The organism is Myxococcales bacterium (genome assembly GCA_016699535.1).
GTDB lineage: Bacteria > Myxococcota_A > Polyangia > Polyangiales.
In genome coordinates this window covers 3,822,930-3,840,036 of the sequence record CP064980.1, presented here as the reverse complement: position 1 = coordinate 3,840,036, position 17,107 = coordinate 3,822,930, and the positions used below count along the sequence as shown (strand labels likewise).

Annotated in this window: 15 protein-coding genes and 1 pseudogene; 7 read left to right on the top strand and 9 right to left on the bottom strand. The window is 49.1% G+C overall.

Features of this window, described 5'->3' with window-relative positions; all coding sequences use genetic code 11:
- Positions 1–13: 13 nt before the first annotated feature.
- The 7 genes from IPJ88_18090 to IPJ88_18060 all read right to left on the bottom strand — a co-directional run bounded on the left by IPJ88_18090 (position 14) and on the right by IPJ88_18060 (position 5,340).
- Positions 14–1,417: a hypothetical protein gene (locus tag IPJ88_18090; protein QQR90038.1), complete on the bottom strand. Its 1,404-nt coding sequence runs from the start codon at positions 1,415–1,417 to the stop codon at positions 14–16.
- Between the two features lie 35 nt (positions 1,418–1,452).
- A complete protein-coding gene (locus IPJ88_18085) occupies positions 1,453–1,836 on the bottom strand; it encodes a hypothetical protein (protein QQR90037.1) in 384 nt (127 codons plus the stop codon).
- A gap of 114 nt (positions 1,837–1,950) precedes the next feature.
- A complete protein-coding gene (locus tag IPJ88_18080; protein ID QQR90036.1) occupies positions 1,951–2,907 on the bottom strand; it encodes a nucleotidyl transferase AbiEii/AbiGii toxin family protein in 957 nt (318 codons plus the stop codon).
- The gene (locus IPJ88_18075) at positions 2,900–3,523 is read right to left on the bottom strand and encodes a hypothetical protein (protein ID QQR90035.1); all 624 of its coding nucleotides are present in this window, start codon (positions 3,521–3,523) and stop codon (positions 2,900–2,902) included. Before IPJ88_18075 ends, IPJ88_18080 begins: the two co-directional genes overlap by 8 nt.
- Positions 3,524–3,775: 252 nt before the next feature.
- A complete protein-coding gene (locus tag IPJ88_18070) occupies positions 3,776–4,063 on the bottom strand; it encodes a hypothetical protein (protein QQR90034.1) in 288 nt (95 codons plus the stop codon).
- Positions 4,035–4,721 (bottom strand): hypothetical protein, encoded by a 687-nt coding sequence (locus IPJ88_18065; protein ID QQR90033.1) that lies wholly within the window; start codon positions 4,719–4,721, stop codon positions 4,035–4,037. The genes IPJ88_18070 and IPJ88_18065 overlap by 29 nt, the downstream gene beginning before the upstream one ends.
- 139 nt (positions 4,722–4,860) lie before the next feature.
- A complete protein-coding gene (locus IPJ88_18060) occupies positions 4,861–5,340 on the bottom strand; it encodes a universal stress protein (GenBank protein ID QQR90032.1) in 480 nt (159 codons plus the stop codon).
- Positions 5,341–5,848: 508 nt separating this feature from the next.
- On the opposite strand from IPJ88_18060, the gene IPJ88_18055 reads away from it, so the two are divergent.
- On the top strand, positions 5,849–6,565 hold the full coding sequence (locus tag IPJ88_18055; protein ID QQR90031.1) for a polyprenol monophosphomannose synthase: 717 nt from the start codon (positions 5,849–5,851) through the stop codon (positions 6,563–6,565).
- Between the two features lie 324 nt (positions 6,566–6,889).
- Here the strand turns inward: IPJ88_18055 and IPJ88_18050 are convergent, their stop codons facing one another.
- Positions 6,890–7,102, bottom strand: a complete 213-nt coding sequence (locus IPJ88_18050; protein QQR90030.1) for a hypothetical protein — start codon at positions 7,100–7,102, stop codon at positions 6,890–6,892.
- Positions 7,103–7,509: 407 nt separating this feature from the next.
- Here IPJ88_18050 and IPJ88_18045 point away from each other — a divergent pair, with 407 nt between their 5' ends.
- Positions 7,510–8,670 carry a hypothetical protein gene (locus IPJ88_18045; protein ID QQR90029.1) on the top strand — a complete coding sequence of 387 codons (1,161 nt, stop codon included), beginning with the start codon at positions 7,510–7,512 and terminating at the stop codon, positions 8,668–8,670.
- 477 nt (positions 8,671–9,147) lie between these two features.
- Here the strand turns inward: IPJ88_18045 and IPJ88_18040 are convergent, their stop codons facing one another.
- Positions 9,148–11,232, bottom strand: a complete 2,085-nt coding sequence (locus IPJ88_18040) for an elongation factor G (GenBank protein ID QQR90028.1) — start codon at positions 11,230–11,232, stop codon at positions 9,148–9,150.
- A 580-nt stretch (positions 11,233–11,812) separates the two neighbouring features.
- Between IPJ88_18040 and IPJ88_18035 the strand changes: the two genes are divergently transcribed.
- The 5 genes and pseudogenes from IPJ88_18035 to IPJ88_18015 all read left to right on the top strand — a co-directional run bounded on the left by IPJ88_18035 (position 11,813) and on the right by IPJ88_18015 (position 17,105).
- Positions 11,813–12,415, top strand: a complete 603-nt coding sequence (locus IPJ88_18035; GenBank protein QQR90027.1) for a mechanosensitive ion channel — start codon at positions 11,813–11,815, stop codon at positions 12,413–12,415.
- A 50-nt stretch (positions 12,416–12,465) separates the two neighbouring features.
- Positions 12,466–13,992: a BCCT family transporter gene (locus IPJ88_18030; GenBank protein ID QQR90026.1), complete on the top strand. Its 1,527-nt coding sequence runs from the start codon at positions 12,466–12,468 to the stop codon at positions 13,990–13,992.
- Between the two features lie 122 nt (positions 13,993–14,114).
- On the top strand, positions 14,115–15,242 hold the full coding sequence (locus IPJ88_18025) for an osmoprotectant NAGGN system M42 family peptidase (GenBank protein ID QQR90025.1): 1,128 nt from the start codon (positions 14,115–14,117) through the stop codon (positions 15,240–15,242).
- A gap of 91 nt (positions 15,243–15,333) precedes the next feature.
- Positions 15,334–15,498 carry a hypothetical protein gene (locus tag IPJ88_18020; protein QQR90024.1) on the top strand — a complete coding sequence of 55 codons (165 nt, stop codon included), beginning with the start codon at positions 15,334–15,336 and terminating at the stop codon, positions 15,496–15,498.
- Between the two features lie 11 nt (positions 15,499–15,509).
- Positions 15,510–17,105: pseudogene (locus IPJ88_18015) on the top strand (N-acetylglutaminylglutamine amidotransferase).
- Positions 17,106–17,107: the final 2 nt, after the last annotated feature.

Genomic DNA, 17,107 nt, shown 5'->3' with positions numbered 1-17,107 from the left:
TTCGTGTTCTAGATCAGCACGTAAGAGGGCTGATTGCGGAACTGGATAGGCTTCCCAGCAGGAGAGAACCACGAGACATCGGCGCAAAGTAGCTCAGAGCCCAGCGACTACCGCTTGCCTGATGAAAGGAACGCTCGATGGTTTTTGGAGCGTGCTCAAAGTGCATCCCGGCGACTGCGTGAACATGATCGCTTATCATAAGCGAGTATGTAGTAAACAGAAGGAGTAACGCGCCGAGCAGGATAGGGTGCAGAGCTCGCTTGCGTTGAGCAAGTTGAAATAGGCGATGCAAAGCTTCAGCGCAAAGGATGGTAGCGTACAAGGCTACAAAAATAAGATAGCGTTCCGGATAGCGAAAGGTTGAAAAGATGGGTAAGTGGCGGAGCGCAGCAAAGGGAGATAGCTGCGATGCATAGCCTGTAGCTGTCCATAACGACAGACCAAGCGCTGCAACATAAGGAAGCATCGAGCGCCGGAAAGAGCCCAACACGATAAGCGGAATCAGGGCTATGCCAATGTAGTACTGCCCATGTACGCTGAGATTGCCCTGCTCGGGCGCTAGGCGCTCAAAAAGCATAGCGCCAAGGGTGCGAAGCGAATGCGCAGGCGTGCCCGTCATGATCCGCGGCGCAGCGTGCAGCGATTCGATGATCGGCCATAGACGATAGCAACTAAGAAACACGCTTAGCATGCCAGCTATCAGGTAGCTTACGAGCAACTCGCGCAGGCGCTTGGGGCTTTTTCGTAAAGAAGCCAGAACAACAAAGCACTCGAATACAGCAGCCAGCGCGGCCATCGGCACAGAATAAGTTCCGCCAAAACCCGTCATCCATGCCGCGCTGAGCGCGATACTTACCAAGCCTGCACTCTTTGAGTGCACACTTTGGCGAACGCCCCACAATAGCCACGGGATAGCTAAAAACGAGAAAAAGTTAATCCAGCCCAGAAAAAACAAGGAAGCAAAAAAACCGCTCAAAGGGAAAAGAGGCGCGCACAAAAGAGCAGACCATGAGTTGTGATGAATGCTGCGCAAATAACGAAAGCAGCCCTCCATGCCGACAATGAGCAGGACAAAAGCAATGAGCAATGCTCCGCGCTCTTGGCCAAAGATGAGTGATATAAGAAAACTTGGTGATGCAAAGCGACTTTGAGGGCTGCCAAGTGCGTAGATACCGCCGCAGTAGTAAGGATCCCATAGCGGCAGCTCAAAGAAACGCCGCATCGTAATCACAGCGTCTCGTTCGTACGATGAAAGATTGAGCATCACGAAAGCATTGATGTCTGATGCGTGGCTAAGAAGAGGCCAGAGAAACAAGCTTGCTAAAAAAGCAAAGCAAGCGAGACGAATCCAAAAGAAATCTTTGGCTTGGATGGTGCCTGCAAACTGCTTGAGTCGTGAAGGGATGGTGATAACCATGTTCATTGCTTTATCACCGAAGAGCTGGTTGAGGATCAATCATAAAAAGGGCGTGGTTTGCAAGGAGGGTTACTGACCTCACGAGGATACTGCGCAAACCAGTGCTGCCTTATTCCTCGATCAATCGCAAACCAGATGCCCTGCTGAGATTGCTTGCTTTGGGCCGCAAGCTGACGAACTAGCGCTGTTTCGGCGTTGTGAAAATCATCACTCTGTGACCAGTGATCGCCCGGGAACTTTTGCTCCGCACGCTTGCGTATCAACGATTCCCGCTGAACCAAATAACGAAAAATCTCTTTCTGCTCTTCAAGCGAAGGCAGAACGAGAGGCGATGTACTTTCCTCACGCGTAGCAAGCCAGCTAAAACACACGACAACGCTGGCAAAGATCAACATGGCAACGATACGAGCACGCAACACAAAACCACGCTACAAGGATTCACAATCCTTGTCGATACTATGTTTCGTCGTGGATACGTCCGCCACACGAGCAAATGACAAGACATGTCTCCGTCTCAGAGACAACACCTTACGCTATAGGAGATTAAGGTGGGCTTCGATTGTATTGAGCAATTCAGAAAAAGGCGGCTGACCCTTGTAGTAAAGATCTTTTGTTCCCTGGTATTCCTGTTCAAATTGTTCCTTAACCTGCTGATCTAAACGAAAAGCATCAGACAGCTGACACTCTTTGTCTGTCTTACTAAAGCGATGGTCTTTGACCTCTCGGTATTCGTCCGTAAGTATAAATTGTAGCACGTCATTGCTTTTTAGTAGCTGAGCAATATCGTAGTAGTGCCTGAGGAAATTTTTTTCGATTTGCTGAGTTTGTTTGTACTTTCGGAACTTCGTCACTACCGTTTGGAGTTTTTCCACAAAAGTATAGCGATGGTCATAGCAGGCAATATCAGATGCCCGATTGTCGATGATATTTTGATTTTGATACTCTCTTGCTTTATCCCAAGCCCAAGATGAAATGTCGATTAGATTATTAGGAGTGGTCTCTGCAAAGCCCGGTTCCAGAAGGATACCTTCCTTGATGCCTGAAAGAGCATTCGTTTTAGATTCGTACGCTAGCCGAATACCTCCACTACGGTATTTATTGCCGTCAAACTCATGGGCTCGTTGCACTTCAACCACCCCGGGAATCTTTCCATCAAGCTCCGAGCAAAGCCAGTCAAAGCACTGTTTACGGGATTCCACGTGTCTATCTTTGTCGTGGTTCCGGCTTTCATAGACTTTGAAGCCGCATGCCGTTTGCCGAGGGTCAATGCGAATATCGATGTCTTCCGAGAAGCGTTCAATTAGATGATACCCTTTGGAAAGGGATGTTCCTCCCTTTAGTTCAAAACTAAAGCCATGCTTTTTCAGAGACCACAGGCTATGCATAATCCAGTAGTCCTTTTCGATCAAAGAAGGATCGATGCTCATATGCACAGACAGATTTGTTAAAATCGTTACAAAATCTTTGTGGTTGTGAAGGTACTCAGGCACAGTTTGCTTCGGACGCTTCGGTTAGGCGCAGGTACTTTAGATGAGTGGAATGGCTTCCGTATTTTTGCACAGCGCGCGCAAGCTGCTTGCTGTCGAACTCAGTGAGCTTGCGCTCCAGGGAAGACATGATTTGCTTTTCATCTTCAGCAAGTTCTGAAAGTCCATTAAGCATTTCAACGACAAGCACCTCAGGCGACGCTTCCTTCGGCACTTTCGCGCTATCACGCCGTTGAAAAGAAAAGTTTCGCCCAGCAATGCTTAGTTCACCATGACGTTTGGGATTAATAACGATACGCTTGTTGTAAAGCTGTGTCGTTCCCAGCCCCAGTGAATTAAAAACACTTGGATTAAATACAAAGAAGTGATCGGTTTTGAGAAAGGAACGAAGCAGCATGGTTTCGTCCGCCGCAGCAGGACCAAAAGCAGTTTCCTTCGGCCGCATGTAAAGGCCCTGACTTAACTTCCTCACCTTAGCTTCGGCCACAAGCTCTTTGAGGCAACGGTCCACACTGGGTGATATGGCCAACAAGTTCTCGCGCCGAACAGCTTTCCCCGGCCTAAGAGCCCGCCAAACCTTCTGCTTTTCAGTCTCACGCTCCATGTCTAAATCCCCCACAAAAAACTCCTGTTTATAAGGTAGCAACGATCGGTGGAATGTCAAAAATTTTATTTAAAATATTTACGTTCAAATGCCGTAAGCAGGTTGTAATTATTGAGTTTATTATAATCTTAACGTGAGCATTCTGTCTAAACTTTCTAGAGGCCCTCCCAAGGCATCACTCCAGTTATCTCCCCAAGACCAACCATGTTGTCGATCTTGTTACCCGAAACTGAGGAGATATAGGGGGTAGCGTCCGTTCCCCAATGACTAGGCGGTGGGACTTACGAGCATTCTTGCAATGCGAGCTTGAAGTTGCTCCTTGAGTGCCAGGGTATTGTCGTAAACAATGTGATTGTATTGACGAATGTTGAAGTGAGCGTTGTCAAAATCGCTTCCATTGCAGCAATGTATGACTGGGATTCCTAGTGCTGTAGCGTAGCCAGCTTCCCAGTACACACCACCACGATGGCCAGTAAAGTCGGCAATGAGGAATCTGCTTTTGTTAATTTCAACAACTATTTCGTCATCAATTTTTTTCGTTGTGTGGTTTTTCATCAATACGAATGGCTTTAAGCCCATTGTGCTCAATCGCTGGCTTGATACCTTCTTTATAAACATCATCTGTAGACTCAGTGAACCACATGGAAACAAATGCTTGCTCTGAAGATGTGCTTGGTTTTTGAAGTTCGTTAACACGTTGCCAACCGTCCAGGCTAAGCACAGCTCTGGTACCCATGTTTTGGTCTGCTTGGGTATCGATATAGCCCGACTGCTTCGCCCACCCGACGAGCTTTTTGAGTTCTTGCTTATTTTTACAAAAACCAAGATAAAGATCTTCAGTGGCCGAAACTGATCGGAAATCACCTAAGTCTTTTTGAAGGTCGGCCAGCTCAAGAAGTATGCTATCTAATTGTTGCATAGGATCGCGAGGAATGCTTTGTCCATCTAATAGCTTCTCCCAATCCTCGTTCTTAAAGTGTACTTCAGTATCTTTATTGCGTTTGGATCGTCGACGCACTGTCGCACTTAACTCGTGCCATCTATCCCCAGGAAACAACTCATTAGGATTTGGAAAACATCTCAACGTATCTCCTGAAATAGTATACGAACCACATTGATTGCAATCGATGTAGTATCCATCTTTGTTTTGAACACATCCTTTGTTTTGTACTTTTTGAGATCCGCATATCCGGCAGAAGTTCGTTTCAGTCATAGGCTACGATGTTCCATCCCTTTTTTAGATTCATCATGATTTATGACGGCATTTTAGTGCGTATCTTGAGTGCTAGGGTGAAGAAAATTGTTGGACTGACGGGAGTTGTTGGGACATCTGCTTGGGGACATGCTCTGATCTAGATAGTCGAACGATCACAAGCAATTACAAACGCGAGCGCGAAACCGTCGATAAGGATAACGGTTCCGCGGTCGGGTTTGTAAGCAATTGATATTATTCTATTTATTTTCCTAAAGCATGTCCCCAAGAAAGTCCCCAAGAAAAAGACGCGTTGTATCGAGCGGCGAAGTTCGTCTTGCAAATGTTGCCTTAGATCAGCAATGAACCAAAACGGTAACCGGTATACATGCACAACGTGCAGGGTCGCATGGTTGAGTTCTGCCAGTTCAAGCGCTTTGCGAAGCGCATAGCGCCGCTTTGTAGGGTTATCCACAGGGCAGACAATTTGCTTCAGTGTTTGCAGACCAGTGCTGGTTTGTGAGTTGATTTCCCGTCTGCCTGTTTGAGTGTTGCACGTCACTTTCAGCGAAGAATGCGGCGGACGGGAACCGCGTGTCGCTTTGGTCACAGTTTCGATACCTCTGGATTCGGTTTGCACGTGCGCCCCCTTTCGACAACCTGATCGGATCAGACCGAGGACTATGCGCGAGTTCACCGGGACGTTTCAAGACTGTCCCATCATTTAGGTCGGGTGATCTGCGTGATGTGGTAAAAATGTGTACGCTGCCTACATGACAAAGGAGTGACAACTCGAGTAGTGGTGGCATCCTGGGTATGGTTGCATCGTTGGCAGCTCCGCATATTAACACCAACAATGACGGTTGGGATTTATGCACACCTGATGGCAGCCTCCGCGCGCAATACGAACACTAGCTGCGGCCTTTTTGCATTACTACGATGGACCAGTGCTCGTTTAAGAAAGTCCTGAGCCATTCGGCTTGTTCTTTGCTCTGCTACCTGCGTTGCCATTCCTTGAATTATCAAGGGATAGTCCTGCGTCATGGCGCCTTGGCATTAGAGCAAAGCCCGGCGCCCCGGTGGCTCAGGACTTTCTTAAGCGAACACTAGTGGCTTAGGGCCTTATCGGTTATGCTCCGCGGGCATCTATGTCTTTACTTATCGTTACGCCTACTTATAACGAGGCCGATAATCTGCCGACTTTTATCGAAGGTGTTCAGGCTGTGGTGCCTGAGGCTGATATTTTGGTGGTGGATGATAACTCTCCGGATGGCACAGGTGAGCTTGCCGAACGCATGGCCACTAAAGACAGCCGCATCAAGGTAATTCACCGCAGCGGCAAGCTGGGTATTGGTAGCGCATACATCGAAGCGTTTCATTGGGCTTTGCGTAATGACTATGACGCTGTGGCGCAGATGGATACCGATCTTTCACACGACCCAAAGCATTTGCCGGCGTTTTTAGAAGCTTTAGCGGAGGGCGCAGATGTCGTGCTTGGCTCGCGTAATATTCCTGGCGGCAAAGTCGAAGGCTGGGGGCCGACGCGACATTTTGTTTCCAAGGGTGGCAGTCTTTACAGCCGGATGATTCTCGGGCTTGGGGTGCGTGATCTTACCGGCGGCTATAAAGTTTGGAAAAAAGAGGCACTGCAAGCCCTGGATTTAGATGCAGTGCAGTCCGAGGGTTACTCTTTTCAAATCGAAATGACTTACCGTGCGATTCGTAAAGGTTTCAAAGTTAAAGAAGTGCCGATTACGTTTATCGATCGACGTGTTGGTCAGAGCAAAATGTCGAAAGCCATTTTTAAAGAGGCCGTGTTCATGGTCTGGAAGCTACGCTTCATGGCTGCGTCCAATCGTCTGTAGTTAACCTTTGCCGCTTTTCATGTGGAGCCAGCAAAGCAGAGCTTGACCTTCACGCTCAAACAGTCCTCGCTTAGCTGCGGAACTGCGGGTGGGACCCTAGGCCTCTTTGCAGTAAGATTCATGCATGGAAATTGAAAAAAGGGAATTTGCGAGGATCAAACGTGGCAATGCAGGACGGTGTCACTTCGCCGGGCGAGCACGCCTTTGACATGTCGGTCCGGTGGAACATAGCGACGATGTGTGTAGGAGGGTTCAAAGTAGAGAGGGAAATATTCAGCAGTTGCATGGCCCCAAGATGCAGCCCGATATCGGGGCAGCACAAAATCAACCGGAAAGAACAACAAAATAACTGACGAGGAAGGATGGGTCCGGCGGAGCAGGAAGGATGCCTGAGGCATCTTGGGACTCGACCGACGCTGAGATGTTCATGGGACCACCGCAAATGAGGTGAATGGAGACATCGATTTGGAAGACCGTGGCTAAAAACGTGGCCCTAGCAGTGCGTTTGCGTTCGGCCCAACGCAGTCTCAGTCCCACAAAGCGAGTTGCGAACTGCAGACAGTCAAAGCAGGCCCCATGTTGCTGCCTCTGAATGATGGATGTTTTGTGATCAGTTGGCAAAGAGAAAACCAAAACAAGGATCTCGCAGAAGTCTTTGGACGTATTTGTTCAGCGCAGAGTTGCAGTAAATCAAAAGCGCCTAAAAACGCGAGGCTCTGAACAAGGACCATTACATGACTTACACTAACGCCGAAGACTTTTGTCCCCAGCACGGCGTTCAGATTGGGGCTTTTTAGGTCAGTGTACAGACACCTACAGTGACGCGTCGTATCCCCAAAAAAGCAGAGTTTTCGTTGTATTTCAAGGAACAAGGGTTCTGGCATGTCAATTGCATTGAACGTATCGCTGATGTGTTTAGTAACGACCGAGCCATGGAGTTTTGGATGAAGAATAGATTATACAACTTTGCTACGCCTTTGATCGTCATTACTTTAAGTTTCTCACTTGTGGCATGCAGTGCTCAAACTAGCACAAATTCTTTGGACAAGAGTGGCGATAACTCTACGATGGCAATTGCGGCGACTGCTGGAACGTCATTGTTTTTGGATGCTGCAACAATTACCGCATACGCTTTTTCCGCGGCAACGCTAGGTGTTATCGCGGTTGGCGCTGTGGGTTTGTTATGGCTTGCTGGCGATGCGGCACAATACCATGCCGAGCGGCTTGCTGCCCTGCAACAGACCAGTGGAGAATATTTTACAACCTGGCTAAACAGTGGCGCGGCGCCCGATGGCAACTGGGTCTCAGCGAGCTGGGCGGCGGTCGAGGCCGATGGCATGGGCGTTAGTCAGGATGAGTTTTTCTATGACATGGCGCAAGGAGTGATTCCGGTTTTGCTTGCTTCGGTGGTGGATAGGAGCAGCGAAGTTTATGCCAGCGGTGATGTCGATGCTGAAAGTCTGAGAATCTTTTGGGTGGGCGCCGCACAAAGCTTAGGCATCGCTCCTAACAGTGTGTCGGTCCCTACAAAGGTTAGCGAACTTGCTAGCTGGCTTGATGATCTTATTTTTGCCGAGGCTCAGCGTCGCAGCTACGAACTGCATCCCTATGACTCTCCGCGTATCGTAGACTTTGCAACCCAAAAGGTGGCGGTTTTTAACGAGTTGTTTTCATTTGCGACGATTTCCATGCAGTTTGCTAAGGTTGTGGCGGCAGCCAGTTCGACAGGTGACGCCATGGGCGAATTCCAAAAGCGTGCCGCAGAGATTTTGGAAGAATACACAACCAAGGTGATTCAATGTGGCGAGGATGAGACGTGCAAGATTCAGGCCTATGTCGTGTATTGGCAACAAATGCTTCAGCTTGCACGTGATGGCCTGGCAAAAATCGAAGCCGTCATGGCCAATAGTGGTGAGGCTGTAGCGGACGCTCTCGCTGTCGCGCTTGCATGGATGCAGGCTTGGGTGGACTTCGCAGAGTGCATGTTGGCGGCGACGGAGCGTCATTTGGAACGAATCAAGGACGATGGCAATTTTGTGGAATCAGGTAAAACCTTCTTGCAAGATACCTACGTATGCGCAGAGTATATGCGCGGCATTAAATAACCAAGACTAAAACACGAAAGTGACTTTATGCTGTTGAAACTGTCCTTAGCACTCGAGGTAAATCGTGTTGTTGACTTCAAAGACCTTGTTGTAGCTTAGGCCTCTTTGCAGCAAGACTTCAAAGTTAAAAGCGATCGATACACACCACGAATACGACTCTTGGTTTAAACGCGATGAAGTGTTGCCTCGGGTGGTGTTTGGTATACTTCCCTAGTTAGAGTATCCCGATGAACATTTTTCTTTAAGTATTGGAGCAAAGCAGCGAGGGAGCTCCACGCGCAGTTTTGCAGCGAAGCGAGGACTGTTTGAGCATGGAGCTTCCCCTCCGCTTTGCTAGCTGATCATAGAAGAAAGGCTCTAGATGGTTAAACAAAAAATGGCATGTTTAGTATGGATTTAATGCCAAACGTGGCAAATAAAACCAAAAAACATGCCATTTTTGTTAGCCTGCGATGGCCGAGCTTTGCGTTGAAAGCCTTACTTCTTAGCGTTGCGCTTGGCGACTTCTTCTTTGACCTGTTCCAGAATGTTCGATGGAACGGGTGCGTAGTGGCTGAACTCCATGGAGAACTGGCCACGGCCTGAAGTAGCCGAACGCAAATCGCCGATGTAGCCGAACATTTCGCTAAGTGGCACATCAGACTTGATGCGAATGCTGGTTGGACCAGGCTCTTGGGACTTGATCATACCGCGACGACGGTTCAAATCGCCAATGACATCACCAAGGTTGGCATCAGGTACAAACACATCCACCTTCATGATGGGCTCGAGTAACTGAGGAGCCGCTTTGGGCATGGTCTGACGGTACGCAGCCCTGGCAGCGGCTTCAAACGCCATTTGCGATGAGTCGACAGCATGGAAGGCACCGTCTTGAAGAATGAGTTTGAAATCAAGAAGTGGGAAGCCAACCAGCGGACCCTTATCTTTCATGACTTCAAAACCCTTTTGAACGGAGGGAATGAATTCCTTTGGAATGCTTCCGCCCACGATAGTGGATTCAAAGACAAAGCCGGAACCAGCTTCCAAAGGCTCAACTGTGTAGTCGATCTTCGCAAACTGACCCGAACCACCCGTCTGCTTTTTATGCGTGTAGCTGTCAGAAACTGCTCTGGTAATGGTTTCGCGGTAAGCCACTTGGGGTTTGCCCACATCGGCTTCAACACCATGGGTGCGCTTGAGGATGTCGACTTTGATGTCCAAGTGAAGCTCGCCCATGCCTTTAAGAATGGTCTCACCGGACTCCTGATCCACCTCCACGTGAAACGATGGATCTTCGGCTACCATTTTACCGAGGGCGACACTGAGCTTTCCGCTGTTGCCTTTGTCCTTTGGACTGATGGCCACCGAAATAACTGGATCCGGAAAGACCATGGGCTCGAGGGTGGCAGGGTTATCTTCATCGCAGAGCGTATGACCTGTGCGCACGTTTTTTAGTCCGACGAGGGCAACAATGTCACCAGCACTTGCAGTGTCGACCATGGTGCGGGCGTTGGCGTGCATCTCCACCATACGGCCGATGCGCTCGGATTTACCCGTAGCAGTGTTCAGAAGATTGTCGCCTTTATTAATAGTACCGGAATAGATACGTGTGAAAGTAAGAGCTCCAAAGCGATCTTCCATGATTTTGAAAGCCAAAGCGCGAACTGGTTCACTGGCATCGACTTTTGCAAACTCGCCGGTTTCGTTACCTTCAAGATCAATAATGGGCTGTGGTTCAACTTCGGTTGGGTTCGGGAGGTAGTCTACCACCGCATCCAAAACCTGCTGCACGCCTTTGTTCTTAAAGGATGAGCCACAATAGGTTGGGAAGAAGGCTAGTTTGATGGTTCCCTTGCGAATGCAACGTTTAATGGTGTCGATGTCAGGCTCGTTACCCTCGAGGTAAGCTTCCATGACGTCGTCATCTTGTTCCACCGCAGTTTCGATGAGGTCGTTGCGGTATTTCTCGACTTTTTCTTTCATGTCTTCGGGAACGTCTTTGACTTCAAAGTTCTCTGGAAGACCTGAGTCGTCCCATACATAGGCTTTGCGTGTGAGCAGGTCGACCACGCCGGCAAAGTCTCCTTCGGTGCCAATGGGTAGTACCATGACCAATGGTTTTGCTCCGAGGATGGTTTTGATCTGGTCCACCACGCGGTAGAAGTCTGCACCAAGACGATCGAGTTTGTTCACGTAGATAACACGCGCTACCCGAGAGTCGTTGGCATAGCGCCAGTTGGTCTCGGACTGGGGCTCAACACCGCCCGAGCCGCAAAACACACCGATGCCGCCGTCGAGCACCTTGAGCGAACGGTACACCTCAATGGTGAAGTCCACGTGTCCGGGAGTGTCGATGATGTTGAAACGGTGCTCTTTCCAAAAGCAGGTAGTTGCAGCCGACTGGATGGTGATGCCGCGTTCCTGTTCTTGCTCCATGAAATCGGTGGTGGCAGCGCCGTCGTGCACTTCGCCGATTTTGTGAATCTTACCGGTGAGCTTGAGAATGCGTTCGGTGGTGGTGGTTTTTCCGGCATCCACGTGTGCGAAAATGCCGATGTTTCTGTATTTGCTGAGATCTTGCATGCTTTGTGTTTATCCAGAGGGGCGCCAATTGGGCCCGGGTTATTTGGGCGGGAGCTTTTTCCCATCTGGGGAATTTTGCAAGGCCTAAAGCATCGAAAAAGCGTTATTGGATTTGCTTTTTTGCCTTAAAACCGAAATTTTTGTGTATCGTCGCTGCTCTGTGGGCAAAAAACAGATGATGCGGCGCCCGAGCGCATGGGCCATACGGTGTAATTTTCCTGCTGTGATCGCTTTTGAGGGTTAAGATTTCTCGGCCATATGTGGTAGCGCTGATCGTATGGATGGATGGCAAGCGCAATGAATGTCCTTGGGATTTACCTATGGTGCGTGTGTGTTTCTTTCGGTGTGGCCTTGAGCTACGCGTGGTTTTGGCTCTGGCACAATACAAAAAAACGCAAAGCTCGCCTGTTTGGACGTAAACGCTTGGATGCTGTTCAAGGTGGCGCACCGATTGAGGATCAAACTGAAGTTGCACGAGAACGTGGCTACGAAGCCATTGAAAAGCAGTTCACCGTAACGCGTCGTGTTTTACTTCCATTGATTGTATTCCTTGCGGCTCTTTTCCTTGTGCTTCCTTTTTTTGGGAAAGATACCATCTACGTTTGTCTCTCTTCTTGCAGCTGTCTTTACCATTGGCCTTGGTATTGCTGCACGGCCTGTGCTCGAAAACGCGATTGCAGGATTGGTGGTTTCCTTTTCTCGAAGTGTTTCGATTGGAGATACCGTCGAGATCCATGGCTTCTACGGTACGGTCGAAGACATCACCGTGACGCACACCACTATTAAGATTTGGGATTGGCGTCGTTATGTCGTTCCAAATAGCAAAATGCTGCAAACGGAATTTGTTAATCTTTCACTCTTTGATGCTTATGTGTGGGCGGTAATTGATTTTTGGGTTTCTTACACCGTTGATATCAATGTGATTGAAAAGTGCTGCTTGCAGATAGCGGATCGCTGTCCTTTTCGTTTCCCTGAAGGTGAAAGCTCCTTTTGGGTGGCCGATACCGAGCTGTACGGCATGCGTTGCAGATTGGCTGTTTGGGCAAAAACACCATCAGACGCTTGGCAAGTGCGCTCCTTTCTGCGACAAGAAGTAGGTGCTGCGTTGCAGCGAATGGATGCGGTGCCCAAACTTACCTTTGGGCTGCCACCATCTCGCAATGTGGTCGAACAGGGGTTGTAGAAGCACTGGATCTTAATAGGGTGCGGAGCGCCCCATAGATATCTTTGTCTATGTCAAGCTCATCGTCACCTAAAACACATCCTCAACCCAACGCAACGTTCGTTTCTGGTCTATCGGTTTTCTTTATCGGAGTGCTCTTGGCTGCTGCTTTGTTGGGTCCTCGTCGAGCAGGCGATTTTTTTGAGCTGATTCAAAACAGTATCTTTCGATATTTTAGCTGGTTTTACGTACTTAGCATGACGGGCTTTTTGCTATTTGCCCTGTGGTTGATCTTTGGTCCCTACGGAAAATTGCGACTGGGCGCTGAAGATGACAGGCCAGAGTTTTCCACACCAACATGGATCTCGATGTTGTTTAGCGCGGGCATGGGCATAGGACTTTTATTTTTCGGCGTAGCCGAGCCGATGATGCATTACGCCAATGCACCCACCATGGAAACAAACAAACTGGTCCGCGCACGTGATGCGATGGGACTTACTTTCTTTCATTGGGGTTTGCATGCATGGGCCGTGTACGCAGTGGTTGGGCTTGCGCTAGCTTATTTTTGTTTTCGCAAGGGCTTTGCTTTCAGTTTGCGTTCAGCACTTTATCCGGTGCTGGGCAAGCGTGTGTTTGGTCGCATGGGTGATGTGATTGACGTGCTTGCTATTGTGTCGACGCTGCTCGGTGTGGCTACTTCGCTTGGCATTGGCGCGATGCAGGTTAATTCTGGACTGCACTATGCCTTTGGCCTTCCCAACACTACCGTAGCGCAGGTTGCAGTCATTGCCGGGGTTACCAGTCTTGCGACGCTTTCGGTTGTTAGCGGCTTGCATATGGGCATACGGCGTCTGAGCGAGCTCAACATGGCACTTGCTGGATTGCTGTTTTTGATGGTGCTTGTTTTAGGGCCTACGCCCTTTTTACTCAATTCATTTGTAGAAAATATTGGCAGCTATTTGGAGCAGTTACCGAAGCATTCCTTCATTACGGGAAGTTTTGAAAACACCGCCGAAAAACGCTGGCTTCGGTCCTGGACTTTGTTTTACTGGGCATGGTGGATTGCCTGGGCGCCGTTTGTGGGCATGTTTGTTGCGCGCGTATCCAAAGGCAGAACTATTCGCGAGTTCGTCGTAACCGTACTGTTTGTTCCAACCTTGGTTGGCTTTGCTTGGTTTAGTGTGTTTGGCGGAGCTTCTCTTTATGCGGAGATTCACGGGGATCACTCCGTTGGGCTTGCTGTTGCCGACGATATGCCAACGGCCGTTTTTGTTTTGTTTGAGAGTTATCCTGCCACCATGTTCACGACTTTGGTTTGTGTAATCTCAATTGTTCTGTTTTTTGTCACATCCTCTGATTCGGCATCGCTCGTTGTGGATACCTTGGCAGCGGGTGGCAATGAAGATAATCCCGTCTGGCATCGCGTGTTTTGGGCTGTGCTCGAGGGGCTTGTGGCTGCAGCCCTTTTGCTTGCAGGCGGTCTTCAAGCGCTGCGTACTGCGACCATAACCTCCGCGCTACCTTTTTGCGTGATTATTCTGCTGATGTGCGTCGGTATAATTCGCAGCTTACGCAAGGAAAAATTGCCGAAACCATAGGAGGTTAACATTGCTGCACACCTTGCGGAAGGCAGAGCATGTGTAGTTCACCGCTAGGTTATTTCTCGTAAGAATTCTTTGTGTAAGGTGTAATTTTTCCTGCAGTTGAGTATGGTGTAGGCATGAAAAAGCTGTCCATCGATAAAGATTACCTTCAGCGCATCCTTGCTGATTTGCTTGCCATCCCCAGTCCTTCTGGCTTTACCGATAACATTGTGCACCGCATTGCCAAGGAGCTTGATTCCTTTGGTCTTGAGTTTGAACTAACACGTCGCGGCGCGATTCGCGCGACAATCCCCGGTAAAACCAAGACGCCTGATCGGGCGATTGTCTCTCATGTTGATACCTTAGGCGCGATGGTTCGGAAATTGAAAAGCAACGGTCGCTTGGCACTCGCTCCCATCGGAACTTGGTCGTCACGCTTCGCCGAAGGAGGGCGCGTTACCGTGTTCACCGATAACGCAGGCGCAATACGAGGAACCGTCCTTCCGCTGAAAGCTTCCGGGCATATCTACAATAAAGAGATTGATACACAACCTGTGAATTGGGAGAATCTAGAGTTGCGCGTTGATGTGCAAGCCAGCAGTCAGGATGATTTGCAAAAACATGGTTTTGCCATTGGTGATTTTGTCGGCTTTGATCCAGGCACGGAATTTACCAAAGACGGATTTGTTGTCTCGCGTCACCTCGACGATAAAGCGGGCGTTGCATCCGTGCTTAGCGCTTTGAAGGCTGTTGTCGATGCAAAAATTGAACTTCCTGTCGATTGTCATCCTCTGTTCACCGTGTCTGAGGAAGTGGGTTCGGGCGCATCAAGCGTGCTTCACCAAGATGTCGCCGAGCTCGTGAGCGTTGATAATGGTACCTCCGGTCCCGGCCAAAATTCAGACGAAACCGGAGTGACCATTTCGATGATGGATTTGGCTGGGCCCTATGACTACCATCTGAGCCGTAACCTTATAAAGATTGCCAACGACTTTGGTCTAACTATCGGTCGTGACGTCTTCAAGTGGTATCGAAGTGATGCGGCTTCTGCCGTGGAAGCGGGTAACGACATTCACACGGCTTTACTTTGTTTTGGTTTGGATGCTTCGCATGGTTATGAACGAACGCATTTACGTTCGTTGGTCGATTTGGCAACAATTCTAACACTGTACATGCAAAGTCCACCCTTGTTTGCCAGGGATAAAAGCGGATTGGGTCCACTGGAAGGCTTTCCGGAGTTACCCACTGATAGCAGTAACGGTTGAAATTAACGCTCATATTGCGTAAAGGCTTTTAACCACTAGCGCTCGTCTCGATTAGGTGAGTGTGCCACCAACAAACGGGAGGCCGAACGCAATGTGCGGCATAGCAGGAGAGTATCGCTTTGATGGAAAAGTCGCTGATGTTGGCGCCGTCGCGACAATGTCGGAGGCTCAACATGCACGAGGACCTGATGGAAACGGTGTGCTGAGCTTTGGCCCGTCGCCTTGGCCCATCGCCGGCTTAGGATCATTGATCTAAGTGAACGGGGCATGCAGCCTATGGTGGACGCAGAACTTGGATTAAGCCTCGTGTTCAACGGTTGCATCTACAACTACCAGCAATTGCGTGATGAGCTTGAAGAAGCGGGTTACTCCTTCTTTTCAACAAGCGATACCGAAGTCATTCTCAAAGCCTTTCATCGCTGGGGCGCGCGATGTGTGGAGCACTTCAATGGCATGTTTGCCTTTGCAATACTTGAACGGCAGAGCAAACGCCTTACGCTTGCACGGGATCGTTTGGGCATTAAACCGCTTTATTATTCATGGCAAAATCAAGGCAAAGTATTGCGGTTTGCTTCTTCGCTTCCTGCAATTCTTGCTGCAGGTTCGGTGGATACTTCAATCGATCCTGAAGCGCTTCATTACTACATGCATTTTCACTCCGTGGTGCCTGCGCCTCATACGATTCTTAGCGGCGTCAAGAAATTGCCTCCAGCCACTGTGATGCAAATCGAGCTCGATGGAAAAATCTCGAGTACGAACTATTGGTCTTTAAGCATGGAGCCTTCTGTCGAAGATGCGGCATTGACAGAACATGACTGGAAGTCGCGTGTGCATGATGCGTTGAGGCTTGCCGTGGAGCGACGGTTGGTGGCCGATGTTCCGGTTGGCGTACTGCTTTCTGGTGGACTCGATAGCAGTCTGATCGTGGGATTGCTTGCTGAGGCGAAGCAGAAACTAAGTACATTTTCAATCGGCTTTGAGAGCGTGGGTGATGAAAAAGGCGATGAGTTTCAGTACTCCGATATCATTGCAAAACATTTTAAGACCGATCACCACCAGATTCGCGTCGAGACCAAATCGTTTTTGCCGAATTTAGCCAGGACCATTGCGGCGCAAAGTGAGCCTATGGTGAGTCACGACAATATTGGTTTTTTCCTTTTGTCCCAAGAAGTCAAAAAGCACGTTAAAGTTGTGCAAAGTGGTCAGGGCGCCGATGAAATATTCGCGGGATACCGGTGGTATCCACCCTTAATGGAGTCCAGCGATGCGCTGACGGATTATAAACGAGTTTTCTTTGATCGTGATCACGACGATTTTGCTCGCTTGGTCCATAGAGAGTTTGTAAGCGAAGATTTTAGTACGGCCTTTGTGAAGCAGCATTTTAACAGAACGGGTGCTGCTCGTGCAGTGGACAAGGCTTTGCGTTTGGATAGCACCGTGATGCTGGTTGATGATCCGGTCAAGCGAGTCGATAACATGACGATGGCCTGGGGCTTGAAGCACGTGTGCCGTTTTTGGATCATGAACTTGTAGAACTTGCGGGGCGTGTGCCAGCAAAGCTTAAAGTAAAGCAAGGGGGCAAACACATTCTTAAGAATTGCGCGCGACGTGATTCCTCATCAAGTGATTGACCGACCCAAAGGTTACTTCCCGGTGCCGGCGCTGAAGTATCTGCGTGGTCCCTACCTTGAGCTCGTCAAGGAAAGCTTGTGTGCTGAGCGATCGAAGCAACGCGGTGTGTTTAACCTTCCAGAAGTGAGCAAGATGTTTGAAGAACCGGATAAACACATTACACCCTTACAAGGTTCCAAACTTTGGCAGATAGCACTTCTTGAACTGTGGCTTTGTGAACAAGGGCTCTAGCT

What these genes read in the sequence shown, in the direction of transcription:
- IPJ88_18090 (QQR90038.1), bottom strand. Translation starts at nt 1,417, where the DNA reads ATGGTTATCACCATCCCTTCACGACTCAAGCAGTTTGCAGGCACCATC.
- IPJ88_18070 (QQR90034.1), bottom strand. Translation starts at nt 4,063, where the DNA reads ATGAAAAACCACACAACGAAAAAAATTGATGACGAAATAGTTGTTGAA.
- IPJ88_18065 (QQR90033.1), bottom strand. Translation starts at nt 4,721, where the DNA reads ATGACTGAAACGAACTTCTGCCGGATATGCGGATCTCAAAAAGTACAA.
- IPJ88_18055 (QQR90031.1), top strand. Translation starts at nt 5,849, where the DNA reads ATGTCTTTACTTATCGTTACGCCTACTTATAACGAGGCCGATAATCTG.
- IPJ88_18045 (QQR90029.1), top strand. Translation starts at nt 7,510, where the DNA reads ATGAAGAATAGATTATACAACTTTGCTACGCCTTTGATCGTCATTACT.
- IPJ88_18040 (QQR90028.1), bottom strand. Translation starts at nt 11,232, where the DNA reads ATGCAAGATCTCAGCAAATACAGAAACATCGGCATTTTCGCACACGTG.
- IPJ88_18030 (QQR90026.1), top strand. Translation starts at nt 12,466, where the DNA reads ATGTCAAGCTCATCGTCACCTAAAACACATCCTCAACCCAACGCAACG.
- IPJ88_18025 (QQR90025.1), top strand. Translation starts at nt 14,115, where the DNA reads ATGAAAAAGCTGTCCATCGATAAAGATTACCTTCAGCGCATCCTTGCT.
- IPJ88_18020 (QQR90024.1), top strand. Translation starts at nt 15,334, where the DNA reads ATGTGCGGCATAGCAGGAGAGTATCGCTTTGATGGAAAAGTCGCTGAT.